At 56.7% G+C, this 25,682-nt stretch carries 27 protein-coding genes; 10 read left to right on the top strand and 17 right to left on the bottom strand.

Annotated features, from left to right (window positions below):
• The first annotated feature begins 69 nt into the window (after positions 1-69).
• On the top strand, positions 70-414 hold the full coding sequence (locus tag N879_RS04820) for a DMT family protein (protein ID WP_021446759.1): 345 nt from the start codon (positions 70-72) through the stop codon (positions 412-414).
• Between the two features lie 341 nt (positions 415-755).
• On the opposite strand, the gene N879_RS04815 is transcribed toward N879_RS04820, so the two are convergent.
• Both N879_RS04815 and N879_RS04810 read right to left on the bottom strand, forming a co-directional pair.
• Positions 756-1,571, bottom strand: coding sequence for an META and DUF4377 domain-containing protein (locus N879_RS04815; RefSeq protein WP_009459860.1), 816 nt, complete (start codon positions 1,569-1,571; stop codon positions 756-758).
• 107 nt (positions 1,572-1,678) lie between these two features.
• Positions 1,679-2,386 carry a tellurite resistance TerB family protein gene (locus N879_RS04810; protein ID WP_009459852.1) on the bottom strand — a complete coding sequence of 236 codons (708 nt, stop codon included), beginning with the start codon at positions 2,384-2,386 and terminating at the stop codon, positions 1,679-1,681.
• Between the two features lie 209 nt (positions 2,387-2,595).
• Here N879_RS04810 and N879_RS04805 point away from each other — a divergent pair, with 209 nt between their 5' ends.
• Complete coding sequence (locus N879_RS04805) at positions 2,596-3,747, top strand: ABC transporter substrate-binding protein (RefSeq protein WP_021446758.1); 1,152 nt, start codon at positions 2,596-2,598, stop codon at positions 3,745-3,747.
• An 88-nt stretch (positions 3,748-3,835) separates the two neighbouring features.
• On the opposite strand, the gene N879_RS04800 is transcribed toward N879_RS04805, so the two are convergent.
• The 4 genes from N879_RS04800 to N879_RS04785 form a co-directional block, all read right to left on the bottom strand.
• Entirely contained in the window at positions 3,836-4,102 is a 267-nt protein-coding gene (locus N879_RS04800) for a DUF3892 domain-containing protein (protein WP_230940605.1), read from the bottom strand.
• A gap of 87 nt (positions 4,103-4,189) precedes the next feature.
• Positions 4,190-4,876, bottom strand: coding sequence for a 3'-5' exonuclease (locus tag N879_RS04795; protein WP_009455576.1), 687 nt, complete (start codon positions 4,874-4,876; stop codon positions 4,190-4,192).
• A 313-nt stretch (positions 4,877-5,189) separates the two neighbouring features.
• Positions 5,190-6,638, bottom strand: coding sequence for a GGDEF domain-containing protein (locus N879_RS04790; RefSeq protein WP_009455578.1), 1,449 nt, complete (start codon positions 6,636-6,638; stop codon positions 5,190-5,192).
• 181 nt (positions 6,639-6,819) lie between these two features.
• Complete coding sequence (locus tag N879_RS04785) at positions 6,820-7,086, bottom strand: hypothetical protein (RefSeq protein WP_009455580.1); 267 nt, start codon at positions 7,084-7,086, stop codon at positions 6,820-6,822.
• Between the two features lie 544 nt (positions 7,087-7,630).
• Here N879_RS04785 and N879_RS04780 point away from each other — a divergent pair.
• Positions 7,631-8,500, top strand: a complete 870-nt coding sequence (locus N879_RS04780) for an MOSC domain-containing protein (RefSeq protein WP_009455582.1) — start codon at positions 7,631-7,633, stop codon at positions 8,498-8,500.
• 18 nt (positions 8,501-8,518) lie between these two features.
• Here the strand turns inward: N879_RS04780 and N879_RS04775 are convergent, their stop codons facing one another.
• Entirely contained in the window at positions 8,519-8,980 is a 462-nt protein-coding gene (locus tag N879_RS04775) for an Lrp/AsnC family transcriptional regulator (RefSeq protein WP_009455584.1), read from the bottom strand.
• A 146-nt stretch (positions 8,981-9,126) separates the two neighbouring features.
• Here N879_RS04775 and metC point away from each other — a divergent pair, with 146 nt between their 5' ends.
• A complete protein-coding gene (gene metC, locus N879_RS04770) occupies positions 9,127-10,350 on the top strand; it encodes a cystathionine beta-lyase (RefSeq protein ID WP_009455586.1) in 1,224 nt (407 codons plus the stop codon).
• On the opposite strand, the gene N879_RS04765 is transcribed toward metC, so the two are convergent.
• The 4 genes from N879_RS04765 to N879_RS04750 form a co-directional block, all read right to left on the bottom strand.
• Positions 10,330-10,803, bottom strand: a complete 474-nt coding sequence (locus tag N879_RS04765) for a hypothetical protein (RefSeq protein ID WP_009455589.1) — start codon at positions 10,801-10,803, stop codon at positions 10,330-10,332. The genes metC and N879_RS04765 overlap by 21 nt on opposite strands.
• Positions 10,804-10,961: 158 nt before the next feature.
• On the bottom strand, positions 10,962-11,375 hold the full coding sequence (locus N879_RS04760; RefSeq protein ID WP_009455591.1) for an NUDIX hydrolase: 414 nt from the start codon (positions 11,373-11,375) through the stop codon (positions 10,962-10,964).
• 46 nt (positions 11,376-11,421) lie between these two features.
• The gene (locus N879_RS04755) at positions 11,422-11,811 is read right to left on the bottom strand and encodes a YbaN family protein (protein WP_009455593.1); all 390 of its coding nucleotides are present in this window, start codon (positions 11,809-11,811) and stop codon (positions 11,422-11,424) included.
• Positions 11,812-11,813: 2 nt separating this feature from the next.
• Positions 11,814-12,404: a peroxidase-related enzyme gene (locus N879_RS04750; protein WP_009455594.1), complete on the bottom strand. Its 591-nt coding sequence runs from the start codon at positions 12,402-12,404 to the stop codon at positions 11,814-11,816.
• 177 nt (positions 12,405-12,581) lie between these two features.
• Between N879_RS04750 and argG the strand changes: the two genes are divergently transcribed.
• Positions 12,582-13,916 carry an argininosuccinate synthase gene (gene argG / locus N879_RS04745; protein ID WP_009455595.1) on the top strand — a complete coding sequence of 445 codons (1,335 nt, stop codon included), beginning with the start codon at positions 12,582-12,584 and terminating at the stop codon, positions 13,914-13,916.
• A gap of 253 nt (positions 13,917-14,169) precedes the next feature.
• Here the strand turns inward: argG and N879_RS04740 are convergent, their stop codons facing one another.
• The 6 genes from N879_RS04740 to N879_RS04715 all read right to left on the bottom strand — a co-directional run bounded on the left by N879_RS04740 (position 14,170) and on the right by N879_RS04715 (position 19,898).
• Positions 14,170-15,003, bottom strand: a complete 834-nt coding sequence (locus N879_RS04740) for a phosphodiesterase (protein ID WP_009455596.1) — start codon at positions 15,001-15,003, stop codon at positions 14,170-14,172.
• A 15-nt stretch (positions 15,004-15,018) separates the two neighbouring features.
• Positions 15,019-16,083, bottom strand: a complete 1,065-nt coding sequence (locus N879_RS04735) for an ABC transporter ATP-binding protein (RefSeq protein ID WP_021446756.1) — start codon at positions 16,081-16,083, stop codon at positions 15,019-15,021.
• Positions 16,073-16,885 carry an ABC transporter permease gene (locus N879_RS04730; protein ID WP_009455599.1) on the bottom strand — a complete coding sequence of 271 codons (813 nt, stop codon included), beginning with the start codon at positions 16,883-16,885 and terminating at the stop codon, positions 16,073-16,075. The genes N879_RS04735 and N879_RS04730 overlap by 11 nt, the downstream gene beginning before the upstream one ends.
• Positions 16,886-16,892: 7 nt before the next feature.
• Positions 16,893-17,699 carry an ABC transporter permease gene (locus tag N879_RS04725; RefSeq protein ID WP_009455600.1) on the bottom strand — a complete coding sequence of 269 codons (807 nt, stop codon included), beginning with the start codon at positions 17,697-17,699 and terminating at the stop codon, positions 16,893-16,895.
• 22 nt (positions 17,700-17,721) lie between these two features.
• On the bottom strand, positions 17,722-18,729 hold the full coding sequence (locus tag N879_RS04720; RefSeq protein WP_425541754.1) for an ABC transporter substrate-binding protein: 1,008 nt from the start codon (positions 18,727-18,729) through the stop codon (positions 17,722-17,724).
• Between the two features lie 104 nt (positions 18,730-18,833).
• On the bottom strand, positions 18,834-19,898 hold the full coding sequence (locus N879_RS04715; protein WP_009455601.1) for a LacI family DNA-binding transcriptional regulator: 1,065 nt from the start codon (positions 19,896-19,898) through the stop codon (positions 18,834-18,836).
• A gap of 205 nt (positions 19,899-20,103) precedes the next feature.
• On the opposite strand from N879_RS04715, the gene N879_RS04710 reads away from it, so the two are divergent.
• From N879_RS04710 to kdpB, 5 genes are all read left to right on the top strand, one after another.
• The gene (locus N879_RS04710) at positions 20,104-20,856 is read left to right on the top strand and encodes a type 1 glutamine amidotransferase (RefSeq protein WP_009455602.1); all 753 of its coding nucleotides are present in this window, start codon (positions 20,104-20,106) and stop codon (positions 20,854-20,856) included.
• Positions 20,857-20,933: 77 nt separating this feature from the next.
• Entirely contained in the window at positions 20,934-21,029 is a 96-nt protein-coding gene (gene kdpF, locus N879_RS19960) for a K(+)-transporting ATPase subunit F (protein WP_022983188.1), read from the top strand.
• A gap of 136 nt (positions 21,030-21,165) precedes the next feature.
• Positions 21,166-22,869 (top strand): potassium-transporting ATPase subunit KdpA, encoded by a 1,704-nt coding sequence (gene kdpA / locus N879_RS04700; protein ID WP_009455606.1) that lies wholly within the window; start codon positions 21,166-21,168, stop codon positions 22,867-22,869.
• 12 nt (positions 22,870-22,881) lie between these two features.
• On the top strand, positions 22,882-23,556 hold the full coding sequence (gene kdpC, locus N879_RS04695; RefSeq protein WP_009455608.1) for a potassium-transporting ATPase subunit KdpC: 675 nt from the start codon (positions 22,882-22,884) through the stop codon (positions 23,554-23,556).
• Between the two features lie 14 nt (positions 23,557-23,570).
• Positions 23,571-25,655 (top strand): potassium-transporting ATPase subunit KdpB, encoded by a 2,085-nt coding sequence (gene kdpB, locus N879_RS04690; RefSeq protein WP_021446753.1) that lies wholly within the window; start codon positions 23,571-23,573, stop codon positions 25,653-25,655.
• Positions 25,656-25,682 lie beyond the last annotated feature (27 nt).

Genomic DNA, 25,682 nt, shown 5'->3' with positions numbered 1-25,682 from the left:
GCGCTGCTCAAATGTGACGCTACACTGGCCGGGTCGCGGTGCAGGCCGCTTTTTATTTCCGTGTCCAGAATGGCTAAGATCCTTCCCATCTTGATGTTGGTCGTCTCCAATGTGTTCATGACCATTGCCTGGTATGGGCATCTGAAATATCCCAATAGCCCCTTGCTGAAAGTCGTTCTGATCAGCTGGGGCATTGCTTTGGTGGAGTACTGCCTGGCGGTGCCGGCTAATCGTTTGGGGCATACCGTCTACAGTGCCGCGCAGTTAAAGACCATGCAGGAGGTCATTACCTTGCTGGTGTTCGTGGTGTTCTCGGTGCTGTATCTGAAAGAGAGCTTTACGCTGAATCACCTGCTTGGCTTCACACTGATTGGTGCCGGTGCGTTTTTTATTTTTTATGGGCCGCTGAAATAAGAGCAAGCCTCATCACCGTTCAGGCATAAAAAAAAGCCTCGCATGTCGCAAGGCCTGAAGCCGGATAAATAGGGAGGTGAAAAATGTTATCCGGTATTTCCATACTACGGATGGGCAGGCTTGCTGACTAGGTTCAAAGCATAGCAGTGAGTAACTATTTGTGGCTCCGAATGTGCTGTTTCTTATGGGCTTTAGAGGATCTGAACCAGGACAGTTTGCTTCCTGGCTCGAAAAAAATGTCCCTGAAATAAATAGCCCCAAGGCCGGAATCAACTCCAAGCTTGGGGCTATGCGATCACGTCGTCAGTGCAAAAAGCGCTTGGACGACCTTGCTGCGTGAGTTACTTGCTGACTTGTTCGGACTCTACAACCATGTCCAGAACATCGGCCTTGGACGAGGCGTCTGCAGGCACATTCTTCAGTTCGTAGCGGTTGATACGCAGCACGTTACGAACGCCAGGAGTATGGGTGTAGCCCTCGATGTCGCCGTAGTAGTACATCCAGTCACCCGTGTAGGTCTTGACGCCCGAATCGCTGTACTGGATCTCGCGTACCTTCAGGCACTGGTAGTTTGGAATCAGGGGGTGGGAGCACTTCTCTTTTTGTGCAGCCACTTCCAGGAACACACGGGTAGGCTCGCTGCCGTAACGGGTCGTTGCAGTAGGTTCACCTTTCAGGCGCCATTTGGTGCCGTCTTTAAAGTTCAGGGTAAGGACCGGTGCTGGATTATCCGGTGCGGAATCGGCCTTGGCCATGCTCCAGTCTGTCGCTGTAGGCAACAATTTGCCAACGGCTTGTTCGTTGCGCATCAACTCGGGGTCCGAGCACATTTTCATGGTGCTGACTGGCGAGGTAAAGGTGATTTTGGAACCGCTGATGGTGTAGCCGCTGCCCAGGACATTACACAGATTGTCTACCGACATCATGGTGTCAGTGAAATTCAAGGTGACTTGCTCGCCGCCTGCGCCAGGTATGGCGGGGGCTGGCTGGCCGTCTTTGCCGGTAGTGGCAAACAGACGCCAGTGATAAGCCTGCAGAGAGGTTTCTTTATCCATTTGGCGCTCGGAAGTCGCGGTGTTGCTGTTGTTTGGAGCCGCGCAAGCGGCCAGACCCATTAAGGCCAATGTACCAATCGTCAACTTGAGGGTGTTTTTCATGAGTGGTTTCCTTGATGAGTCGTGGGCTGCATTGGGAGTGTCAGCCCGGGGTTGAAAAATAAAACAATCAGAGTGGGGGTGTTCTGATGGAACGGTCCCACTCCCGATCAAGCTTGGGGTAAAGCTTGTACTTGATTATCCAGACTTTCGCGCAAGGAGTTTGGCAAGGATAGTAAACGTGCCAGCTCGTCCAGATACGCGCGTTCCATATAGCTTTGCCCATCAATGACGATGGCACTGGTCAAGTAGATTTCAGCGGACATCTCGGGCGTTTGCGCCAATTGGGCGATGGCTTGCGGGTCAACCGGTTTGAGCAGTTCTTGCGACAGCCAGAGACGGGCTTGTTCGGGGGCAGCCATTTTGCTGATTTCCGCGTCAATCAATTCGCGCTCGGCATCACCGATATGGCCGTCTGCCTTGGCAGCGGAGACCAGAGCGGCCAGGATGACCATGGCATGGGTATCGGCCGGACCGTTGGAAGCCAGCGGTAGCGGGGCGGCTGGGATCGCTTGCACGGGTGTTGGGGCCGCTTGCTGGCCCGCATTTTGTTCCTGCCAGTTCTGATAGACCTTGACGGCCAGGGCACCCAAGGCAGCGGCTCCGCCGTACGCGGCCATGGAACTGCCCATTTTGCGGAACTTCTTGTTGCCCAGCAGGACGCCCAGAACGCCGCCTACCACAGCGCCGCCACCAAAACCACCGGCTTGTTCACTGATCTTCTTACCCAGGCCGGAGGAGTTCAATTGGCCTTGACCTTGTTTTAGTGCGCTTTGGCCGCTTTGCAGAATTTGTTGCAGCATTTGCTGAAGTGACATGGGATCGCTCTATGAAAGGTAAACAGTAGCTTCGTTATAAACTACTTTATTGTGTGTGCCCGCGTACAATTGTAAGCAGACCTGCCAGAGCAAATCGTTCAAGAAGACGTGTGCGGCACGGGGAATTTGGTATCTTATGCCAGATCAATCCATATAAGCGCGGCTGCGCTGATATCAAGGGGGGAAGGGCTTAACTGGCTCTGCACATTATGAAATTGACTCGAACTGCTTTCGCTTTGTCCGTTGTTCTGGCCGCTCTGGCCGCACCGGCTCAATCACAGGTCAAGATTGGCGTGATCGCCTCGGCCACTGGACCGACCGCCGTGGTCGGTTTGCCGCAGCGCAATACCGTGCCGCTGCTGCCTACCAAGGTTGGCGATCTGACGGTTGAATATGTCTCCCTGGATGATGCCAGCGACCCGAACCAAACGGTGACGCTGTTCAAGAAAATGATTTCCGAGGACAAGATTGATGCCTTGATCGGGCCTACCGGCTCGCCCAATGCCATGAGTCTGATTCAGTTTGCGGCCGATTCGGGCACGCCTGTGCTGGCACCGGTGGGCGCGGCGTCCGTCGTGCTGCCCATGACCGAGCAAAAGAAATGGGTTTTTAAAACGACCCAGAACGACGACATTATTGCTCAGGCCCTGGTCAAGCATATGGTCGATACCGGCGTGAAAACAGCCGGTTTCCTGGGCTTTAACGATGCCTATGGCGAGAGCTGGTTGACTGTGTTCAAGGAACTGGCCGAGGCGAATAATATCAAGATTGTGGCCACTGAGCGTTATGTGCGTTCCGATACCTCGGTAACAGGCCAGGCCTTGAAGATTTACGCGGCCAAACCAGACGTGGTCCTGGTAGCCGGCACTGGCGCTGCGGCTGTTCTGCCACAAGTGACGCTGGTTAAGCAAGGTTACAAAGGGCAAATTTACCAAACTCACGGTGCTGCGCTGCCTGCGTTCTTGAGCCTGGGTGGCGAGCAGGTTGAAGGCACTATTCTGGCGGCCAGCCTGATGTTGGTCTTGCCTGAAATTGCCGATAGCAATCCGTCCAAGCCTATCGCGCAGGACTACATCCAGCGCTATACCGAGCGTTACGGTCAGGCTCCCGCTACATTTGGTGCCAACGTGTACGACGCTGGTCTTTTGCTGGAAAAGGCAATTCCTGAGGCGGCTACCAAGGCCAAACCCGGTACGCCGGAGTTCCGTTCGGCTTTGCGTGATGCGCTGGAGCAAACCCGTGATCTGGTGGCTACTCAAGGTGTGTATACCATGTCGCCCGAAGACCATAGCGGCTTTGACGAGCGTGGTCGCGAGCTGATTACGGTACGTAATGGCCAATGGCATTTGCTCAAGCCTTAAACAGGTTTTAAGGCAGGCATGGAAAAACGCGGCTTAAAGCCGCGTTTTCTGTTTTTCTTGAAGGAAAGTGGATGGAGGACCGGCTTGCTTAACCGGCCTGGCTGGGAAGGCTGAGCAAAATATGAGGCTCTTCAACTTCAAGCTCAGTTTTCAGGTACTTGGCACCAAAACGGCTGAGCGCCACGATCAGTTTGGCGGGAATGCCATCCAGAAGAATGTAATAGTCCTCCTGGCCCTGCTCAATTTGCTGGACCACATCCGGTTGAGAGCGTTGCCAGCCTGCGCCTCCAAGATGGGTGATTCGTTCGTAAGGGTCCCGACGCATATCTTTCGTGACGTATGCAACCTCGATCATTTGCCACCTCATGAAGTTCTTGTTGGGACCTTCATCATTGGGCATATGATGGCTGACAGCCATTAGGGATTTTACGAACCTTGAGGTTTAGACCTTCAAGGCCTTGACCAGATAGGGATCCAGGTCTGGTTGACGCAGCAACCAGTTCTTGTAGTCCTGTGGTACATCGGCAATGGCCATGCCCTTGTGTTTGCCAAAATGCAAAATGGTGGGAATCCGGGCGTGCTCGGAGAGCTGCCACAACTGTTCCCAGGTATTGATGTTTTGCGTCAGGCCCAGCAAGTATTGCAGGAGTGCCAGGCAATTACGTACATCGGCCAAGGCGCTGTGCGCATTGCGCAGGCGCTCGCGGGCGTTGGCGCGATCAATGTGATAGATCAGGGCGGACTGGCTGTAGCTGTCCAGGCCTGGAATCAAGTGCCGGGCCAAGGCCAGAGTGCAAATCCGCTTGATATTGGGCGAACCGGCCACGCCCCAGTCGTAGTCCACGTTATGGCCAATGATGTATTGGGTGTCGGCAGGCAGCTTGAACTCGGTATGCGACGGGCAGTCTTGCAGCTCTTCGTCGTAAATGTGGTGGGTGGCCAGCGCACCCAGAGAATTGGCTTCGTCAGGCCGGTAGCGTTGCTCGAATTCTTCATTGACCAGCAAGAAGACAGGGTCGCTTAAACGCAGCCAGGCTGCCTCGATGACTTGAGGTTTGGCAGTGCCGGTGGTTTCAGTATCAAACAGCAGGGCAGACATACGGGAATCGCTAACAGACAAAGCCGTCATGGTAGTGCATGTGCCCCGCTTTGCCTATACGGGTTTCAGGCGAAAGCCTTCGGGAACGCCCCAGCGATTGGTGCGTAGCAGCCAGTGGGTCTGGCAGCTCAGGCAGCGGTACTGGGTCTCATGAGCCCCGTCAGGAGAGGGAGGATGCTGTCCCAGTAAACGCAAGTCAGCATGCGCTTGGCTAGTACTTAATCCCTGTGGCAAGGTTAAACACGCTTGGCACAAGGGCGAGCCGTAAACTGACGCCATATCACCGCTCCCTGATGTTTTGTTTCGTATTGACACATCAGTATCGGTTTGCTTACGGATAGCGTCAAGTCTTCGTTTGTGGTTCGGCGAAATGATAGGAAAAACTCTGATCCCGACCGGCACGTTTTGCCTCGTACAGGGCTGTGTCGGCCTGACGAAGCAGAGCATGCAGATCCAGCGTGGAGGCTTCCAGAGTCGCGATACCCAAGCTGGCCGTCATGGTCAGTTGCTGCTCGTTATCCAGGGCCAGGGGCCGCAGAGCAATACTTTTGCGGACGCGCTCGGCCACGGCATGGGCTTGGGTGGCGCTGCAGTCGGGCAGCAAGATGCCAAATTCCTCGCCACCCAATCGACCGCACAAGTCTGTATCGCGCAAAGCCAGGGAAATACGCTGGGTGATGGCGCTCAAGGCCAGGTCACCGACATGGTGGCCGTGGGTGTCGTTAATGGGTTTGAAGTGGTCGATGTCCAGAACAATGACGCTGACAGGAACGTGCCTTAGGCGACATTGAGTCAACATGGTCTGGCTTTGCTGATAAAAGGCCTGCTTGTTGAGCAAACCGGTCAGGGCATCGTGGTGAGCCAGCCGCTGGAGTTTTTCCACTGCCTGATTACGGGCTGAGATCAAGCTGGCACTGGTAATGGAGGCGAGTGCAATGGAGGCAATGCCGATGCGCAGCGACAGCAGATCCAGCGAGGTATATAGCTGGCTGGGCAGGAAGTAGACCGGCTGGCTCAGGGCGAACAGTGTCCAGAGCACATAGAACAAGGTCAACAAGGTGGTGGAAAAGAGCGAGTAGCTCAGGGCGCACCACAATAAAGGCAGGACGGGAAAGGCCATGGAGCCGGGGCCGTCAATCAGCAAACTCAGCAAGCTGGTCAGTAATAAGGACAGGGCGGGTGCCAACTGGGCCAGACTCATCAAATGGGGCTCGTTCCAGTACTCCATGAAACGGCGTATGGGGCGGGCCGGGGCAGTCAGGATGACGGGCAAAATAGCGGTGTAGGAGATCATGCCGGTCAGCATCCAGGACAGGATGGCCAGCGACAAGGCTTGAGAGGTATGTAAAGACAGGGCAATGCCGCCTAGCAGGGCGGAAAGGGCACAGGCCAGCCCGTAGTAGGCAGCCAGGGTCAGCATGGCCTGAGGCCGGCGCAAGGACAGGTCCAGCAGCGGATTGCGGGTGATCAGCCAGTATGCCAGCCCGACGCCACTGACATTGGCCAAGGTTAGCAAAAGGGCAATAGGCAGGGGATTGAGGGCGATCAGTTCGGCACACAGATAGGCCAGAACAACAATGACCCAGTTAAGGAACTGGCTGGCCCAATCCGGGCGACGAATGAACAGGCCCAGCAGCACGGCCTCGGCAGGCCAGAAGATGGTCAGGGCGTCGTAATGGCGCAGCTTGGTGCCCAGCAGGGTCAGGATCAAGACCAGGCTGAACAGGAAAAAACGGGAGAGATAGGAATAGCGCCGCGGCGGGCGCAAGCAGGAAGCCTGCTTTGATTTCATATCCGTTGCCATAGGAGCGCACGCTCGTCGTGGACGCTTTACAGCGTCGGATAAGTTTCAAGCCGCCACTATTTTAGGATGAAAGCAGGAATGTTTCTTGCAAATTGTAATTATCTGTTTGCAAATGAAATAAATACGGGGAGTTGGGTTCCGCTCCCCGTATTCATTAGCAGGCAAAGCCTTAGTTCAAGGCTGGCAAAGGGTGGCGCGGAGCCACGTGATGCACGTCCTGCAGGCGGAAACGGAAACGCACGTTGGCGTCCTGGTTCTGTGCGTCTGCCGTATAGGTGGTGCAGCCATGTACAGGCGAGCTGAAAATTACGGTACCCGCCATGCGAGGGCCGTTCTTGGGTTGCAAGTAAACGGTATCGCCAATGCGAATATCGGTCTTGTTCAAGGCAATATGCTCAGGGCGCGATACCAAACCGGTTGGATAGATATTTTTCATAATTTTTTTCCTTATCGTGTGGCGTCATTACATCGTTTTTTTATTGAGATTTGATGACACCATGATGGATCGGACTCCACACGGAGGCCAAGCCATTGCTATTTCAATGTAGAGCCGCGCTGGTCGAACAAATGTCAGGCAGACGTGCTCTGTGGCAGCATGGACAGCGCCTTATTCGTTTGCCAAGCAAATGGACGGAGCGAGTCCGCTACGATGCAAAAAATAAGTCTGGATGTGGCTGTCGTCGCCGTGGTGAATGAATACCCGCATGTTTGGGGACATGCCAGAAGGTCAAAGGGACCTGTTTTGCGTGGGTACATTCAAAAAAATGTTGATCGCACTTTCTTGATGTAATGGTATGTTGGTGCAATCAATTGACTATTAACTCATAGCTTTGCGCTGTTGTCAAGTGTTGGTGCGAAATAGATTTTCAGAGTCGATGTTTCTGATCCACTTCTTTGCAATCAGTCTCCAAAGCAGGGGCAGGCAGGCGCTCAGCCTGTTTTAGAATAAGTCCCTTAACTTGCCTTTTTTGTTGCGACTCATGATTACCATCACTGGCCTTTTTACCCATCCCATCAAATCCTGTGCCGCCCAGGCCCATCCGCAGGGCGTGGAGGTCAGCGTTGCGGGCCTGGCCTTTGACCGAGAGTGGGTTGTTGTTGACCAACAGGGCGTATTCATGACTCAACGTCGCTGGCCGCGCATGGCCTTGATTCAGCCAGTGGTGCAGGACGGGCGGATTACTGTGCAAGCGCCTGGTATGGATTCTTTGTCCTGGTCTCTGGATGCCCCGGCAGGGGATAACGTCGCTGTGTCCGTGCGTATCTGGAGTTCAGATACCTTGGGCCGGGACGAGGGCGATCAGGTCGCGCAATGGTTTAGCGATTTTTTGCAGACTCCTTGCCGGGTATTGCGTAACCATAGCCGCGCCAGGCGTTATGTACTGACCGAGCGTGTGCGTCCCTGGGAAGAAAAGTCCCAGGGCTGGCGTCAGATTGGTGATCAGATCAATGGTTTTGGTTTTGCAGATGCGCTGCCTTTTCTGTTTACCAATGAGGCGTCCCTGGAAGAGCTGAACCGCCTGGTGCAACAGTCAGGTGAGCAGGCCGTACCCATGAATCGTTTCCGCGCGAATGTGGTATTTGAGGGCCTGCCCGCGTATGAAGAAGACTATGTGCTGGGTGTCAGCAGTGAAGGCTTGAGCTTTGCCTTTATCCGCCCTTGTACTCGTTGCCCTATGCCCAATGTGAATCAGCTGACAGGGGATGTGGGTACCCAACCCGGCCTGGCCTTGGCACAAAGCCGTCAGTTCCCGCAAGGGACCTTGTTTGGCATGCAGGCCATGCTGGTTGAATCCAAACCTCAGAGACTGAGTATCGGCCAGACGCTGGATGTGGAATACAGCTTTTAAACCTTGAACCACACTGGGTCAGGCGTAGTCCAGGGGCAGACGGGTCGTGAACTTGATCTGCTCCATGGCGAAACTGGAACTGACGTCGGTCAGCTCTATTTCCGAGATCAGGCGCTGGTAAACACGGTCAAAGCTTTTGATGTCAGGCACAACCACGCGCAGCAAATAGTCGGTATCGCCGCTCATGCGATAGAACTCCACAATTTGCGGGATCGCCTCCACCACGGCCGAAAACTGGCTGTACCACTGTTTGTTGTGCTGATTGGTCTTGATGGCCACAAACACCGTCACCCCGACATTCAGCTTTTCAGAGCTGAGCAAAGCCACCCGTTTTTCGATATAGCCTTCCTGCTCCAGGCGCTGTATGCGTCGCCAGCAGGGTGTGCTGGACAAACCCACCCGATCGGCAATTTCCTGGATGGCCAAGGTGGCATCGTTTTGGAGGATCTCCAGAATGTGCTTGTCGAATTTGTCCAGCATAAAAATAATTTCCCAATAATCTTGCTGATTGTAGGTTTTTATTCTCGGAATTCTGCCTACAATAGCGTGAAAACGCAATAATTGCCCTTGGGCTCTTGCGTAGACTGTTTCCATTCATCTCTAGCGATCTGGATCAGGAAAACAGCATGCAGGACTGCAATTATCAACATACCCGTTTGACCCATGTAGGACGGGACACCAGCGTGTCGGCTGGTTTTGTGAATGTACCCGTTTGTCGCGGCTCCACGATCCTGGCCGACAATCTGGAGCAATGGGCGCAGCGCAAGGAGCCTGACAATCCCTACGCGTCTTATGGCCGTTTCACCAATCCCACCTTGCAAGCCTTGACGCAGGCCGTGGCCGAGCTGGAAGGCGGTTTTCAGGCCAGCTTGTTTCCCTCTGGATTGGCGGCCTGTACTCATGCCTTGTTGGGCATGCTGGAAGTTGGAGATCATTTGCTGATACCGGATTCAGTCTATGGACCGGTACGTGCGTTTGCTCAGCAGGTGCTGGCCAGCCGCATGGGTATTCAGGTGCAGTTTTACGAGCCGTCTGTGGGCGAGGGCATGGCCAGCCTGATTCGCCCCAATACCAAGGTGGTGTACGTAGAGTCGCCCGGTTCGGCCACTTTCGAGATTCAGGATATTCCTGCGATTGCTCGCTGCGCACAGGCGGTGGGGGCGTATGTGCTCTTGGACAATACCTGGGCTACCCCCTTGTTCTTCCAGCCCTTCGAGCATGGTGTGGATGTATCCATTCAGGCGGCCACCAAGTATCTGACCGGGCATTCCGATGCCTTGCTGGGAATTGCCACCGCGAATGAGCGTGCCTGGCCGTTGCTGCGCCGTGCTGCACATGATTTTGGTCAGACAGCCGGTCCTGACGATGCCTTTTTGGCGCTACGCGGCATGCGTACTTTAGGCGTGCGTTTGCGCCAGCATCAGGTCAGTGCCTTGCAGATTGCCCGTTTTCTGGAGAATCACCCGCAGGTTCAGCAGGTGTTGCATCCGGCATTGGAATCGCATCCCGGTCATGCTATCTGGAAGCGGGATTTCACCGGCTCTACCGGCTTGTTTGGCCTTGTGCTGGAACCTTTGAACGAAGCGCAGTTATCCTGCTTTTTCAGGACCTTGCGCCTGTTTGGCATCGGTCTGTCCTGGGGTGGGTTCGAGAGTCTGGCTCTACCCATGGATATGCCCAAACGCAATGGGAAAGCCTTGTTCGGGGAAGGGCAGTTATTGCGTTTGCATGTGGGGTTGGAAGAGCCCCAGCACTTGCAGCAAGACCTGGAACAGGCTTTGGACGCGGCTTATGCGCTCAACACGTCCGGAGGCACAAGTGGGCTGCGTTTAGTTGCCCAGCAGGCTTAACTGCTGGTTTTCCTGCCTGGCGATCAGGCGACGCGTCTGTTCTTCACTGATGTCCAGGCTGGGATCATCCAAAGAAGGTTGAGCGGGGCTGGAGATGCTTTCTGCAATCCGGTTCCAGCGCAGTCCCAGTTTGCTGGGTTTGGCCGGGCGACGACGGCTGCGCGGGGCGGTTTCGTGCTGGTCAGGCGAGTACTGGGTCAGATCAAACTGGCCAGTGACGATCCCGACTTGCTTGAGCAGAACCATGGCCTGCAAGGGGCTTTTGAAACTGCGCGGATCTTTGCTGCGGGCGGTAACCAGCACGGCCTGACCGGCACGCGTGGCCACTTGTACAAAAAAATGATTGCCTTGTCCTTTGATGGACACACCTAAAATCCCCCCGGCTTGCGTGGCGGCACGCAGCTGCTGCAGGGTAAAGGTGACGATTGCGCCTTGACAGGGCAAAGAGGACATAAATTAGCGCTCAATAAAGAAAGCCCGCCGTTGCGGGCTGGTCGGGCAAATAGCTGCGTCCCCAAAAGAGGGGACTCAAGGGCGACATTATGCCAAAAAATAGGCGGTTCGTGGCTTGGACGGCACAAGACGGAAGGAAGTCTTGTGCGGGCTGGCACTCAGACGGCGGCCTGGGCGCACAGGCGCGGCAGAATGTGATTAGCCAGCAAGGGAGCTAGCGTCAGCGAACGGATTTCCTGCGGGCTGACCCAGCGTGCTTCTTCCAGCTCGGCGGCGGCCTGGATTTCCCGGTTTACCGTCAAGGTGAAAACGTGGGCATGAACCACGTGACCAGGTTCATTGGCGGCGGGGCTTTCAAAGTATGCTTCGTAGCGGGCCGAGGCGGTTTCTTCTGCTGTCAGGCCCAGTTCTTCGTCCAGTTCGCGTTGCAGGGCTTGCAAGGGCGTTTCACCTGCTTCCAGCTTGCCGCCTGCCTGCATGTAATAGGCGCTGCCACGTTTGCGGACCAGGAGAATTTGGCCTTCAGAGTTGGTGATGTAGGCGGCAGCCAGCAAGATGACAGGATTGGACATAGGTGTTTCAAGCAAAAAGGGTCAAGCCAGAATCGGTTCAAGCAGGCTATTTTTGCACAGGCTCGGAAGGGGTGTCATCCAGGGTTTTGGCACGCAGCAAATAGCGGGTGGCGAAAATGCCTGGAATCAAGAGTCCGAGTCGATACCAGCCCAGGTGACTGGTCAGCCAGGCCGAGACGGCCAGCGACAGCCACAACATGATCAGCGCCCGGCGTTTGGCCTGGCGGGTCAAGCCCTGGCCGTTCTCCCAATTGCGTAGGTATGGGCCCAGATGGCGTTGATCCAGCAGCCATTGATGAAAGCGGGGGGAGCTACGGGAAAAGCACCACGCGGCCAGCAGTACAAACGGCGTGGTAGGCAGCAAGGGTAAAACAGCGCCGGCAATCGCCAGCGCCACACAAATCCACCCGGCAAACAACAGGGCGTAACGCATCATGTTTAGCGGGGAACGCGTCCCAGCATGTAGAACTCGTCATTGCAGCGCATGGACATGAAGTTGGCCATGCGGTTACTCAGGCCAAAAAAGGCACTGATGCCGGCAATATCCCAGGCGTCCTCGTCGCTGAAGCCGTGCTCGTGCAGGGCCTGGAAGTCGGCGTCTTCAATCTCCTGAGCGTTTTGCGAGACTTTCATGGCAAAGCTCAGCATGGCTTTTTGGCGCGCCGGAATATCGGCCTTGCGCCAGTTCACGGCAACCTGGTCTGCTACCAGGGGATTCTTGGCGCGGATGCGCAAGATGGCACCGTGGGCAATCACGCAGTAATGACACTGATTGGCGGCGGAGGTGGCCACCACAATCATTTCCCGGTCTGCATGGCTCAAACCACTGGGCTTTTCCATCAGCGCGTCGTGATAGGCGAAAAAGGCACGGAATTCGTCAGGACGGTGGGCCAGGGCCAGAAACACATTCGGAATAAAACCGGATTTTTCCTGGACGGCTTCAATTCGACTGCGAATATCCTCGGGCATTTCGGCCAGCGTGGGGACGGGATAGCGGCTGATAGCGGGTTGAGCGTGGGTCTCGGGCATGGCTTGTCTCCAGGTAAAAATGGATGTTCTAGTTCATCGAGTAATTAAATCCAGCTACGCAAAGGTGTCCAGGGTCGGTCAAGACGATATAATGACATATTGATCCTGCCGCGGGCAGGGCTCTACAAGAGAGCCTTACGGGCGGAACTGTACTTGCACACCACTACTGACGCGATAATGACAACCATCCTTGAATCTCTTCCAGTCGGCCAGAAGGTCGGCATTGCCTTTTCCGGTGGCCTGGACACCAGCGCTGCACTTTTGTGGATGCGCAACAAGGGCGCGATCCCTTACGCCTACACTGCGAACCTGGGCCAGCCTGACGAACCCGATTACGATGCGATTCCCCGCAAGGCCAAGGAATACGGTGCCACGCTGGCCCGTCTGGTGGACTGCCGTCAGCAACTGGTGGCTGAAGGGATTGCCGCCTTGCAGTGCAACGCCTTTCACATCACCACCGGTGGCGTAACCTACTTCAACACCACGCCTATTGGCCGTGCTGTTACCGGCACCATGCTGGTTGCCGCCATGAAAGAAGACGACGTCCATATCTGGGGCGACGGCAGCACCTACAAGGGCAATGACATCGAGCGTTTCTACCGCTACGGTTTGTTGACCAACCCTGAACTGAAGATTTACAAGCCTTGGCTGGACCAGACCTTCATTGACGAGCTGGGCGGCCGCGCCGAGATGTCCGAGTACATGCAGGAAAACGGCTTCGACTACAAGATGTCGGCCGAAAAAGCCTACTCCACCGACTCCAACATGCTGGGTGCCACGCACGAAGCCAAGGATCTGGAGTACCTGAATGCCGGTATCAATATCGTCAAACCCATCATGGGCGTGGCTTTCTGGCGTGACGATGTGGCCGTGGCTGCTGAAGAAGTGCGTGTGCGCTTTGAAGAAGGTCAGCCTGTCGCCCTGAACGGCGTGGAATTCTCCGACCCCGTGGAACTGATGATGGAAGCCAACCGCATTGGTGGCCGTCATGGTCTGGGCATGAGCGATCAGATCGAAAACCGCATCATCGAAGCCAAGAGCCGTGGCATCTACGAAGCCCCTGGCATGGCCTTGCTGCACATCGCTTACGAGCGTCTGGTCACCGGCATCCACAACGAAGACACCATCGAACAGTACCGCATCAACGGTTTGCGTCTGGGCCGTCTGCTGTACCAAGGCCGCTGGTTTGACCCACAAGCCATCATGCTGCGTGAAACCGCCCAGCGCTGGGTGGCTCGTGCCGTAACTGGCGAAGTGACACTGGAACTGCGCCGCGGTAACGACTACTCCATTCTGGACACCGTCTCGCCTAACCTGACTTACAAGGCCGAGCGTCTGAGCATGGAAAAAGTGGACAGCATGTTCTCGCCACGCGACCGTATCGGTCAGCTGACCATGCGTAACCTGGACATCGTGGACACCCGCGACAAGCTGTTCACCTACACCCAGGCTGGCCTGTTGGCTCCTGCTGCTGGTTCGGCTGTGCCTCAGCTGAAAGACAGCAAGAAGTAAGACATGGCTTGCAGATCGGGGTGGCTCTGGGCAGCCCTCTTGATCTGAAGCAGCAGTATCAAAACACCCCAATATCGGTTGAATCCGATATTGGGGTGTTTTTTTATGGGATGGGCCTAGCGTTCTTGAACGGCTTTGCTTAATGCTGTCAGCGTTTGCTACTGCCTTGAGCTAGCAAAGAGGGACCTATAGTCAACTTGGTTTGACGAGACCATCAAGGCCAAGCAGCAGTTGGTGTACGCCGTGCATCCAATCAGTCGATCAGTTTCCCGCTTGGCTCATGGAAGGCGAAGGGGCCGTCGAATTGGCCGACGGTGGCAGTATGGGTCACGATCTGGCCAAGGCTGTCCAGCGCATGAACGGCATAGCCGGGCGGTTCCAGTGTCCAGGCCGACGCTGCGTCTTCAGCCAGATCCAGACAGACTTGATGCGCCACCGATGGGGCGGTGCTGGCAATGGTGCCGCCAAAACGGATCTGGATATTGCGATGCAAATGCCCGCTGATCACACGTTCGATATTGCTGTGTCGGCGCACAATCGCTTCCAGTTGTTCCGCTCCTTGCAGCAGGCCTATCTTGTCCATATGGCCGATCAAGGTGTTGAAAGGAGGGTGATGCAGGGCAATGATGGTGGGGCGCTCAGGCTGTTGGGCCAACTCGGTACTTAACCAGTCCAGTTGTTCCTGATCCAGACTGCCCGCGCTGGCTCCCAATACCGCACTGTCCAGGGCCAGCAGTCTAAGCTCTCCAATGTCCACGCTGTAGCAAACGGGCCCGGCCTTACCCAGATAGGTATGTTCGGGAAAGCTCTCGCGCAGTTGCTGGCGGTCATCATGGTTGCCCGGCAACAAATACACCGGGATGGAGCCCAGCGGTGCCAGCAAGCGGCGCAAGTGCGCATATTCCTGTGGTCGACCAAAGTCGGTCAGATCGCCCGTCAACACCAGGGCATCCGGTTTCTGGGGCAGGGCTAAAGCGTGGTCGATGGCGTCCTGCAGATAGGGGGCGGTATTCAGACGGCCATAAGCCAGCCGACCTTCTTCCCGAATATGCGGGTCCGTCATTTGAATCAGTAATGTTTTCAGCATCGTTATCCGCTTGCGTTAAGAGAGTGGCACGGTACCGGGCATCAGCTTGCCGGGGTTGATGTGAATTCCCACTGTACTGCCAAGGACGGCTCCGTGATCACGGTCTACCTCGGCAATCAGAGGGGCTTGTCCGTCCACGTCCAGGGTCAGTTGCACCCGTCCGCCCATAAAACTGCGTTGTCGCACTTTGGCACGTGCCCAGCCGCTGGGTGTATCCATGCAAACGCTGATGTCCTCCGGGCGAACCAGCAACTCCTGCGCCCCGCGCAAGGTCTCGGGGCAAGTCAGGCTCAGGTCTGCCAGACGGATTTCGTTATTGAGCAGGCTTTTTTCGCTGCGTTGCAGGACGTTGACCCGCCCGAGGAAGGTAGCGACAAAAGGGTGGGCCGGATGGCGGTACAGGCTTTCGCCATCGCCAATCTGAATGATGCGGCCTTCGTGCATGACGGCCAGACGGTCGGCAATGGCAAACGCTTCCTGCTGATCGTGGGTCACATGAATGGCCGTGATACGCAGGCGTCGCAGCAGCTCGGCCAGCTCGTCGCGCAAGGAGACTTTCAGCTTGGCATCCAGGGCGGCCAGCGGCTCGTCCAGCAGCAGAACGCGGGGCTGATTGGCAATGGCACGTGCGATGGCAACGCGTTGTCGTTGCCCACCCGACAAGGCGGAGGGCTGGCGTTTTTCCAGACCATTCAAGCGCATCAGATCGACCAGCTCACCCACCAGTTTTTGGCGTGCGGCCAGATCCATTCCCTTGATCTTCGGACCATAGCCGATATTGGCTTCCACCGTCATGTTCGGGAACAGGGCGTAATGTTGAAACACCATGCCGACCTCACGCTTTTCAATCGGCAGATGGGTGACGTCCTGGCCGTCGAACAGAATGCGGCTGCCGGCATCGGGCATTTCCAGGCCGGCGATCAGTCGCAGCAAGGTGGTCTTGCCGCAGCCCGAGGGCCCCAGCAAAGCCATGACTTCACCGGGGGTGATGTCCAGGGTGCTGGGATGCAAACCCCGTGTGCCATCGGCATAGGTTTTGGCGCAGTGTTCGATACGCACCGGTAGGTGTTTATTTTCCATAGTGTTTCTCCAGCAAGCGCGCCAAGGTCTGCAGCCCCCACAGCACGGGCAAGATGACGAGCATGAAAATCAGCGTATAGGCCGAGCCCACCTCGATACGCATGGACGCATAGCTATCGGCTAGCCCCACGGGCAAGGTGCGGGTCAGTGGCGTATGCAGCATCCAGGTCAGGTTGAACTCGCCCAGCGACAAGGTGAAGACCATCAGGCTGCCAGCCACAATCGCAGGCAGGATGGCCGGCAGCAGGATGCCGAAAAAGATTTGCGTAAAGCTGGCTCCCAGCGAGCGGGCCGCTTCTTCCAGATCGATCAGGCTGCGTTTTTGCAGAGCTGCCGTGGTCGTGCGCACCATAAAGGGCAGGGTGAACACAATGTGGCCCACCAGAATGAACCAGAAGCTTTGACGAAAGCCTTGCAAGGAGCCATAGGCCAGCAGTAGAGCCAGGGCCGAGGCCATGCCGGGGACCGCCACTGGCAAGGTCAGCAGTTCTTCAAAGCTTCGGGCCAGACGGGAGCGGCTGCGTGCCAGGGCATAGGCACAGGGGACGCCCAGCACAATGACAGCCAGCACACAAAGCAGCGCCAGCTGCAGGGATAGCCAGACTGTGCTGCCGTAGTTGGCCCAGACGTGCTCCACCCATTTCAGGGTCAGGCCACTTTTCAGTCCAATACGATAATTGTTAACCAGCCCGGCCAGCACGGAAACCAGAATGGGGCCGAGCAGGAATAGCACGGTCAGTCCGGTGACAGCCAGAAGCAAGGGGGCAGGGCGATGGGGGTTTGAAGCCGTTTTCAGTTTCATGGTGCCCTCAAATAACGACCGAGGGATCGCGGACCAGACGCCGGGCCAGCCACAAGGTAAACCATGTCAGCAGCCCCAGGGAAATGGACAAGCTGGCCGCCAGGGTGAAATTCGCATAGTTGGTAAATTCGTTATAGATCGTGATGGGCAGCACTTCGTAGCGGCTGGACAGGGTGAACGCCGTACCGAAAGCGCCCATGGAGGTGGCAAAAACAATGGCACCACAGGACAGGGACGTGGGGGCCAGTTCCGGTATCCAGACATCTCTGGCGATGTCCCAGCGTGTGGCTCCACAGGAGCGCGCGGCTTCCTCCAGATTGCGGTCTATGGATTCGGCGGCTGCGGTGTAAGTAGCAATGGCGCGGGGCAGGGAAAAGTACAGATAGGCCAGAAACAAACCCAGCAGGCCGTAGGCAAAGGTCACTCGCCCCAGCCCCAGATCCTGGCCGATCTGGGCCAGCAGCCCCTGCCGACCGCCCAGCAAGATAATGAAAAAGCCCACGATGACGCCAGGAAAGGACAGGGGCAGCGTCATCAGGGAGAGCAGCAGGCGCTTGGCTGGCACGCGATAGCGAGCCATCACGATGCCGACCATGGCACCCAGCACCAAGGTGGCCAGGGTCACGATGGCGGACAGGAGCAGCGTTTGCAGCAAGGCCTGCAAGTACCGCCCCGATGTCAGCACGACCCAGTAGGTGTGCATGCCTTCTTGTGCGGGCAGGGCCAGAAGCTGTACCGCGGGCAAGAGCCAGAATGCGGCAAAGAAAGCGACGGCAGGGGCCGAGCATAAGGGCAGCAGGTATTTGCATTGCATACGCTAACTCCACATGGACCGCTTAGCGGACCTCTGCCAGATAACGCTCGGCAAAGGGTTTCTGACCCTGTGCCATGCGCTCATAGTCAATGGCCTTGGCACGCGCGTATTCGCTGTCGGGCAGGAAGCGCGCCTGGGCTTCCTTGCTGACGGCGCTGCTGCGAACCGGGCGCAGGAAAGCATTGGCCCAGATGGACTGCCCTTGCTCGGACAGCACAAAATCCAGCACCTTGCGTCCCTGTTCGGTGTGTGGAGCCTTGTTGACCAGGGACATCACATACGGCACCACAATCGTGCCTTCCTGGGGAATCACGAAAGCGACGTCCTCGCCATCCTTGTACTGAGCGCGGTAGGCGCTGAAGTCATAATCCAGCAAGATGGGGATTTCGCCGGAAATCAGGCGGGCGTAGGCGGTTTGCTTGGGAACGATGGGATTGTTCTTTTGCAGGGCCTTGAACCAGTTGATGGCGGGATCAAAGTCGTCCATATTGCCGCCCAGGGCTTCGTTGATGGCAACGGCACCCACATAACCCACAAAGGCGGAAGAGGGGTCCAGATACCCGACCAGGCCTTTGTATTCGGGCTTGAGCAGGTCGTTCCAGGAGGCAGGCACAGGCACATTGCCCAGGGCCGACTTGTTTACCATGATGCCCATGGTGCCGGAGTGGATTGCAAACCAATGGCCTTGCGGGTCTTTCAAGCCTTCGGGAATCTGCTCCCAGCCCTGGGGTTTGTAGGCCTGGGTCACGCCTTCTTTCTGGGCCTGAATGGCAAAGGTGATGCCCAGATAAGTCACATCGGCGACCGGATTGGCGGACTCGGCAACCAGCTGGGCCAGGGACTGGCCGGAGTTCTTGTTATCGGGTGGGACGGTAATGCCGGTGTGCGCCTTGATGGCCTCGATCTGGCTCGCCCAGTCGGCCCATTCAGGTGGACAGTTGTAGCAAATGGCGGTTTGCGCGGCAGCCGCGCTTCCCACGGTCATCAGGGCCAGGGGCAGTGCCAGGCGGCAAGCCAATGTGCTCAGCATATGTTTCATGGTCGATCACTCCAGTCAATAAGTGGTGTCAGGCAAAAGCCGGGATTGGCTTGAACGCAGGGGGGCGGGAGCGGGTCCCGAAGAGGAAAGGGGCTTCATCCTGGATGCGCCCGTGGTGAACAAGGGGCAGGGGCGCAGGACTCGCCCGGGTTGAAGGTGTAGGGCAGCAGAACCGAGGCCTGCGCGGGAACCGTTTTTTGCTGGGCTACCGCTTCCAGCAGCAGGCCGATGCACTGGCGACCAATTTCTTCATTGGGCTGTGCGATGGTGGCCGGGCGTGGAAACAGTTCAGCGCCCAGGGCGATGCCGTCAAAGCCGATCACGCTGATATCGTTGGGAACCTGCAGGCCAATCTGCTGCGCCGTGCGCAGACAGCGAATGGCAATCAGATCGTTGGAGCCAATCATGGCTGTGGGGCGTTCTGGTTGGCGCAAGAGTCGGGCGACGCTGGCAAGATGCACGTGCTCAGAAGACGGTGCTTGCCTTTGCTCTCCTTGATCCATGAAAGGCACTTCCAGCAGTGGCATGGGCACCAGGCCAGCCTTGTCCATTCCTTTCAGATAGCCACGGCTGCGTTGCTGGGCGCGATCAGAAACGTGCAGATGACCGCTTACCATGGCAATGCGGCGATGGCCTTGCCTTGCCAAGTGGCCGATCAATTCAATCATGGCCTGCTCGCCGTTGACGGTGACGCAAGGATGCTCGGGATGCAGGTTGTACGCCAGTACGTAGGGACAGCGTGTCTTGCTCAGCCGACCTAAAGCAGGAGAGTGAGCCGGGTTGGAGACCACCAGCACAATGCCTTCCACATTGCTGGCCAGGAGCAAGGCCACTGCCTGGGATTCACGTTCCAGGTGGTAGTCGGTAAAGAAGGGCAGGATGGCATAGCCGCCGCGGGCTGCGGTATCGGCGATGCCCTTCAGGCACTCGGCAAAGACGGGGTTGAGCAAGGTCGGCAAGACCACGCCGATGACTCGGCTGCGCTGGCTGCGCAGACTGCGTGCCGAGGCATTGGGCTCATAGGCCAGTGCGTCGATCGCGGCTTGCACGCGCAGGCGGGTTTTCTCACCCACCTTTTCCGGCTCATTGAGCACGCGCGATACCGTAGCAACCGATACCTGTGCTGCTCTGGCGACATCCAGTATTCCTATGTTGGCCATGACACCCAGCCGTCAAAATGAAAACGATTACATTTGAGCAAAGGCATATGTCAGGCAAATGACGGTCTTGGTTTTTTGTGTGCAGCAGGAAGCACCTTGATGCCACTTATACGAGCCTGATCGCAAACAGATCCTGGTCTTGATACGGCCAGTTCTACAGTGAGTTCTCCTGAACAACAGGCCTGCGCGGTCAGGCTTTTATCTCATGAAACCCATTCTTGTTTTGCAGCACGAGGTCACGCAAGGGCCGGGGGTGCTGCTGGATCATCTGGAGAGCCACGGTCTTCCCTATCACTTGTGCATGTCGCCGCTGGATGGCCGGGCGCCCGTGTCGGCTCGTGATTACAGCGGGGTGGTGGTGCTGGGCAGTGATCGCAGTGTCAATGATCTTTTGCCCTGGATAGAGCAGGAGCATGCCTTGTTGCAGGATGCGGTTCAGCGTCATGTTCCGGTTCTGGGGCATTGCTTCGGGGCACAACTGCTGGCGCGTTCCCTGGGGGCCCGCGTGCAGCGCAATCCGTATCCGAACATAGGCTGGGGTCAGGTCTGGAGCAGTCCCTACGCCCGGCGTGTCATGGGCCTGCCCAGGCGTGCCATGCTGTTCAACTGGCATTACGACACCTTCCAGATTCCCTCGGGGGCCAGCCGGACTTTATACGGCCCTCATTGTCTGAATAAAGGTTTCTGCCTGGGCCCGCATTGGGCCTTTCAAGGCCACCTGGAAGTGACTGCCGACAGCATCCGTCAGTGGTGTGATCACGGCCGCTGCGAGTTGGAGCAGGTATACGGTCCGGCGGCCCAGGATGCAGAACATATCTTGTCGGGCCTGGATCAGCACCTGAGCACTTTGCACCTTATTGCCAGACAGACTTATCAACGCTGGACAGATCAGTTGCTGGAGCGTGCCGGTGTCGCCCTGGCCCAAATCCATATGCCGTCTTTATACGCGGGCCAGTAAACACTGCTCTGAATTTATGCCGCCACTCCTAGACTTTCTCTGTCTGCTGCAAGTCAGCATTGATCGGGGAGTTCGGGATGAGTGCGTCCTTTTTTACGGTTCTGGCAGGAGGGATTTCTCTGGGGCTGTTTATCTATTTGTTCTATGCCTTGCTCAAGGCCGAAAAATTCTAAGTTCAGGCCAGCAAGTGTTCATTGTGGGAACAGGTGTGCATATGAGTGATTTTCTATTTTTAGCGGTGCTGTTCGCGTTCTTTGCGATGGCGACCGGATTTGTTCTTGGTCTTGAGAAGCTGTAAGAGGAGCTGTCATGCTGGACGATCTGATGCAGTTTCTAGTTATTCTGGCCGTCTCTACGGTCTTGTTAGTAGTGGTGGGTAAATGGATTGCCCATTTTTTCAGTAGCCCCAATCACAGCTTGATCGAGCGTGGCACGTATCGGCTGCTGGGCGTGAATCCTGAAGAGAAAATGTCCTGGAAGCGATATGGTCTGGCGCTCTTGTTGAGCAATGCCGCCATGTTGCTTCTGGGATATATTCTTTTGCGGGTGCAGGGCTGGATTCCGGGCGACAGCCTGCAGCGCGCCGCACAAACGCCTGACCTGGCCTTTAATACGGCTGTGTCTTTTACGACCAATACCAATTGGCAGGCGTACTCGGGTGAATCCAGTCTGTCCAATTTTTCCCAAATGGCGGCCATCACCTTTCTGATGATGATCAGTGCCACAACGGGTCTGGCAGCGGCAGGAGGTTTCATCCGTGGCTTAAGCCGTAAAAGCTCGGCGGATATTGGCAACTACTGGGTGGATTTCACCCGCTCCTTGTATCGCTTGCTCTTGCCGTGCAGCTTCCTGCTGGCCTTGCTGTATATCTGGCAGGGTATGCCACAGACACTGAGCTCGGATGTCGTGGTCAATACGCTGGAAGGGCTCAAGCAGCAGATAATTCTGGGGCCAGTAGCCAGCCTTGAAAGCATCAAGCATGTGGGGACTAATGGGGGCGGCTTCTTTGGTATGAACGCGGCTCATCCATTTGAAAACCCTACGCCGCTGACTAATACCGTGCATATGCTCAGCATGTTGCTGGTGCCTTCGGCCCTGACTTACGCCTTTGGCTCCATGCTGGCTCGTCGTCGCCAGGGTTGGGCTTTCTTTGCGGCCTTCCTGGTGATGTTCATCGGTTTTCTGTCCCTGATTTATAGCGCTGAACAGGCAGGCAATCCTTTGCTGACTTCCCTGGGTGTGGACCAGACCCAAAGCAGCACGATGGGCGGTGGCAATCTGGAAGGCAAGGAACTGCGCTTCGGTGTGGCGCAAAGCAGCTTGTTTGCCACCGTGACTACGGCTGCGACTACCGGCTCGGTCGATGCCATGCACTCTTCGCTGACTCCTTTGGGTGGCCTGGTGCCGATTGCCCAAATGATGCTGAACAACGTGTTTGGCGGGATAGGCGTGGGCTTTATCAGCCTGGTCAGCTACGCCATTCTGACGGTGTTTCTGGTGGGCATGATGATAGGGCGTAGCCCGGAGTTTCTGGGCAAGAAGATCGAGGCGCGGGAGATGAAGTACGTGATGCTGGCCATGCTGGCGCATGCCTTCAGCATTCTGGGCTTTACGGCCTTGGCCAGCGTGCTGCCATCCACCATGGACAGTCTGTCCAATATGGGGCCGCATGGTTTCAGCGAAGTGCTGTACGCCTATACCTCGGGTACGGCCAATAACGGCTCCGCCTTTGCAGGTTTCAACGCGAACACACCATTCTTCAATACAACGATAGGGCTGGCGATGTTGGTGGGGCGGTATCTGACCCTGCTCCCCCTGCTGGCTTTGGCCGGTGCGCTGGCTGCCAAGAAAGCAGTTCCTGCGGGTCCAGGCACCTTGTCGACGGCCACCCCCTTGTTCACCGGCCTGTTGATTTTCGTGGTCCTGGTGGTGGGCGGGCTGACTTTCCTGCCTGCACTGGCGCTGGGCCCGATTGTGGAGCACCTGTTGATGCTCGATGGCATTACTTTTTGAGGATTGACTGTCATGTCTACCCATCAATTTATGGTTTCGACACCGGCGGCACCGACGATGAAAAGCTTGTTGCGTCCCGTGCTGCTGTCTGCCGTGTTTTTTATGCTGTTGACGGGCATTGCCTACCCGTTGGCCACGACCTTTATTGGCACCGCCTTGTTCCCGGAGCAGGCAAAGGGCAGCCTGATTCAGCGGGACGGGCAACTCGTGGGTTCGCGCCAGATTGGTCAGTACTTCAGTCAGCCCGAGTATTTCCATGGGCGTCCCAGCGCGACGCTGGGAGCCGATCCGGCTGACTCCTCCAAGAGCATTGCGCAGCCCTATAACGCGGCGGCCAGTGGGGCCAGCAATCAGGGGGTGCTAAGCAAAAGTCTGCTGGAGGCTGTGGCAGAACGCAGCAAGGCATATCGCCTGATGAACGGTTTGGCAGAGGATGCTCCTGTGCCTGTAGATGCTGTCACAGCGTCGGCATCGGGTTTGGACCCGCATATTTCGGTGGCCAACGCCCGTTTGCAGGCCGTCCGTATCGCCAAAGTGCGCGGTATGCCGCTGGCTCAGGTCCAGGTCCTGATTGATCGCTATACCAGTGCTCGTCAATTAGGTGTGCTGGGCGAGCCACGCGTGCAGGTCTTGGAGCTTAATCTGGCGCTGGACATGGCCAAGCGTGCCCAGCCCGCAGTGCGTTAGGAGCAGGTGTCATTATGTCTATTACTGATCTGAAAGCCCCGCAAGAGGCCGAGCGTTCGACGGCATTTCAGGCCGTACCCTGGGGCACGGTGTGCAAGGAAGCCTTCAAGAAATTGTCGCCTCGGGTGCAGTTCAAGAACCCGGTGATGTGTGTGGTGTATCTGGGCAGTATCGTCACCAGCTTGCTGGGCATTCAGGCCTTGATGGGGCAGGGTGAGGCCCCCGCTGGATTTATCTGGTCTATTGCAGCCTGGTTGTGGTTTACAGTCCTGTTTGCCAATGCGGCCGAAGCCGTGGCAGAAGGCCGTGGTAAAGCTCAGGCTGATGCGCTGCGTTCTACGCGCAAGCGGGTCATGGCCAAGGTTCTGAAAGACCCCGCCCGTGATAGCCGCGCCTGGCCTGTCCCCAGCGACGAGCTGTTGCCCGGTGCCTATGTGCTGGTTGAGGCGGGCCAGATTATTCCGGCTGATGGCGAAGTTCTGCAGGGGGCAGCGTCGGTAGACGAGTCCGCCATAACGGGTGAATCGGCGCCGGTTATCCGGGAATCGGGGGGCGACTTTTGTTCCGTTACGGGGGGAACCCGTGTTCTGTCCGACTGGATCGTGATGCGGGTCACCGCCAAACCGGGTGAGGCTTTTCTGGATCGCATGATTGCGATGGTGGAGGGCGCCAAGCGCGGCAAGACGCCGAACGAGATTGCCTTGAATATCTTGCTGGTTGCCCTGACGCTGATCTTTCTGCTGGTCTGCGTGACCTTGCTGCCTTTCTCCAGCTTTGCAACGGTGCTGACCGGCCAAGGTTCGCCCGTTACGATTACCGCCTTGATTGCTCTGTTGGTGTGTCTGATTCCGACTACCATCGGTGCCTTGCTGTCGGCGGTAGGTGTCGCCGGGATGAGCCGGATGATGAAAGCCAATGTGCTGGCCAGCTCGGGCCGCGCTATCGAGGCGGCGGGAGACGTGGATGTTCTGCTGCTGGACAAGACAGGCACCATTACGCTGGGTAATCGGGAGGCCTCGGCCTTTTTGCCTGCGCCGCAGGTATCGGAACAGGCCTTGGCAGACGCAGCCCAATTGGCATCGTTGGCGGACGAGACCCCCGAAGGACGCTCCATTGTGGTGCTGGCCAAGCAGCTTTTCAATTTGCGTGGTCGTGAATTGCAAGGTGCGCAGACCATTGCCTTTAGCGCCCATACACGCATGAGCGGCATTGATATCGAGGGTCGTCAGATTCGTAAAGGGGCGGCAAATACCATGCGCTCCCATATCGAGTCCCAGGGCGGCGTGTTTCCTCGCGAACTGGACACTTTGGTCAATGAGGTCGCCCGCCGGGGCAGCACACCGCTGGTCGTCACTGAAGGTAATAAGGTGCTGGGTGTGGTGGAGCTCAAGGATATCGTCAAAGGCGGTATCAAGGAGCGCTTTGCCGAGTTGCGCGCCATGGGCATCAAGACTGTCATGATTACCGGGGACAACAAGCTGACCGCCGCTGCCATTGCGGCCGAAGCCGGGGTGGATGATTATCTGGCCGAGGCCACGCCCGAGGACAAGCTGCAATTGATTCGGCGCTATCAGGATGAAGGTCGCCTGGTTGCCATGACTGGCGACGGCACGAATGATGCGCCTGCTCTGGCGCAGGCCGATGTGGCCGTGGCCATGAACAGCGGCACCCAGGCGGCTAAAGAGGCCGGCAATATGGTGGATCTGGACAGTAACCCCACCAAGCTCCTGCGTGTGGTGGAAGTGGGCAAGCAGATGATCATGACGCGCGGTGCCCTGACCACCTTCAGCATTGCCAATGATCTGGCCAAGTACTTTGCGATTATTCCTGCGGCTTTTGTGGTCACGTATCCTGCTTTGGGTACCTTGAATGTGATGCAGCTGCATAGTCCGGCTAGCGCCATCCTGTCGGCAGTCATTTTCAATGCCTTGATCATCATCGCCCTGATTCCTTTGGCCTTGCGGGGTGTGAAGTATCGGGCCGAACCGGCCAGCCGTTTGCTGAAACGCAACTTGCTGATTTACGGCTTGGGAGGGCTGATCGCACCTTTCATAGGCATCAAGCTGATTGATTTGCTGCTGACGCCGTTTTTTGGATAAGAGCGTAAGATCAATAGCAATTTTCTG

This window comes from Alcaligenes sp. EGD-AK7, from assembly GCF_000465875.3.
Classification (GTDB): Bacteria; Pseudomonadota; Gammaproteobacteria; order Burkholderiales; family Burkholderiaceae_B; genus Alcaligenes; species Alcaligenes phenolicus.
The sequence above is the reverse complement of the archived record's forward strand: the minus strand, read 5'-3'. Positions and strand labels throughout refer to the sequence as shown.

Coding starts and splice junctions, on each gene's coding strand:
- N879_RS04760 (WP_009455591.1), bottom strand. CDS start 11,375: ATGTCCAATCCTGTCATCTTGCTGGCTGCCGCCTACATCACCAACTCT.
- metC (WP_009455586.1), top strand. CDS start 9,127: ATGCAGGACTGCAATTATCAACATACCCGTTTGACCCATGTAGGACGG.
- N879_RS04780 (WP_009455582.1), top strand. CDS start 7,631: ATGATTACCATCACTGGCCTTTTTACCCATCCCATCAAATCCTGTGCC.
- N879_RS04800 (WP_230940605.1), bottom strand. CDS start 4,102: ATGATCGAGGTTGCATACGTCACGAAAGATATGCGTCGGGACCCTTAC.
- argG (WP_009455595.1), top strand. CDS start 12,582: ATGACAACCATCCTTGAATCTCTTCCAGTCGGCCAGAAGGTCGGCATT.
- N879_RS04765 (WP_009455589.1), bottom strand. CDS start 10,803: ATGTCCTCTTTGCCCTGTCAAGGCGCAATCGTCACCTTTACCCTGCAG.
- N879_RS04790 (WP_009455578.1), bottom strand. CDS start 6,638: ATGAAATCAAAGCAGGCTTCCTGCTTGCGCCCGCCGCGGCGCTATTCC.
- N879_RS04820 (WP_021446759.1), top strand. CDS start 70: ATGGCTAAGATCCTTCCCATCTTGATGTTGGTCGTCTCCAATGTGTTC.
- kdpB (WP_021446753.1), top strand. CDS start 23,571: ATGTCTATTACTGATCTGAAAGCCCCGCAAGAGGCCGAGCGTTCGACG.
- kdpC (WP_009455608.1), top strand. CDS start 22,882: ATGTCTACCCATCAATTTATGGTTTCGACACCGGCGGCACCGACGATG.
- N879_RS04720 (WP_425541754.1), bottom strand. CDS start 18,729: ATGCTGAGCACATTGGCTTGCCGCCTGGCACTGCCCCTGGCCCTGATG.
- N879_RS04735 (WP_021446756.1), bottom strand. CDS start 16,083: ATGGAAAATAAACACCTACCGGTGCGTATCGAACACTGCGCCAAAACC.
- kdpA (WP_009455606.1), top strand. CDS start 21,166: ATGCTGGACGATCTGATGCAGTTTCTAGTTATTCTGGCCGTCTCTACG.
- N879_RS04725 (WP_009455600.1), bottom strand. CDS start 17,699: ATGCAATGCAAATACCTGCTGCCCTTATGCTCGGCCCCTGCCGTCGCT.
- kdpF (WP_022983188.1), top strand. CDS start 20,934: ATGAGTGCGTCCTTTTTTACGGTTCTGGCAGGAGGGATTTCTCTGGGG.
- N879_RS04785 (WP_009455580.1), bottom strand. CDS start 7,086: ATGAAAAATATCTATCCAACCGGTTTGGTATCGCGCCCTGAGCATATT.
- N879_RS04715 (WP_009455601.1), bottom strand. CDS start 19,898: ATGGCCAACATAGGAATACTGGATGTCGCCAGAGCAGCACAGGTATCG.
- N879_RS04755 (WP_009455593.1), bottom strand. CDS start 11,811: ATGATGCGTTACGCCCTGTTGTTTGCCGGGTGGATTTGTGTGGCGCTG.
- N879_RS04795 (WP_009455576.1), bottom strand. CDS start 4,876: ATGACGGCTTTGTCTGTTAGCGATTCCCGTATGTCTGCCCTGCTGTTT.
- N879_RS04775 (WP_009455584.1), bottom strand. CDS start 8,980: ATGCTGGACAAATTCGACAAGCACATTCTGGAGATCCTCCAAAACGAT.
- N879_RS04740 (WP_009455596.1), bottom strand. CDS start 15,003: ATGCTGAAAACATTACTGATTCAAATGACGGACCCGCATATTCGGGAA.
- N879_RS04730 (WP_009455599.1), bottom strand. CDS start 16,885: ATGAAACTGAAAACGGCTTCAAACCCCCATCGCCCTGCCCCCTTGCTT.
- N879_RS04750 (WP_009455594.1), bottom strand. CDS start 12,404: ATGCCCGAGACCCACGCTCAACCCGCTATCAGCCGCTATCCCGTCCCC.
- N879_RS04810 (WP_009459852.1), bottom strand. CDS start 2,386: ATGTCACTTCAGCAAATGCTGCAACAAATTCTGCAAAGCGGCCAAAGC.
- N879_RS04805 (WP_021446758.1), top strand. CDS start 2,596: ATGAAATTGACTCGAACTGCTTTCGCTTTGTCCGTTGTTCTGGCCGCT.
- N879_RS04710 (WP_009455602.1), top strand. CDS start 20,104: ATGAAACCCATTCTTGTTTTGCAGCACGAGGTCACGCAAGGGCCGGGG.
- N879_RS04815 (WP_009459860.1), bottom strand. CDS start 1,571: ATGAAAAACACCCTCAAGTTGACGATTGGTACATTGGCCTTAATGGGT.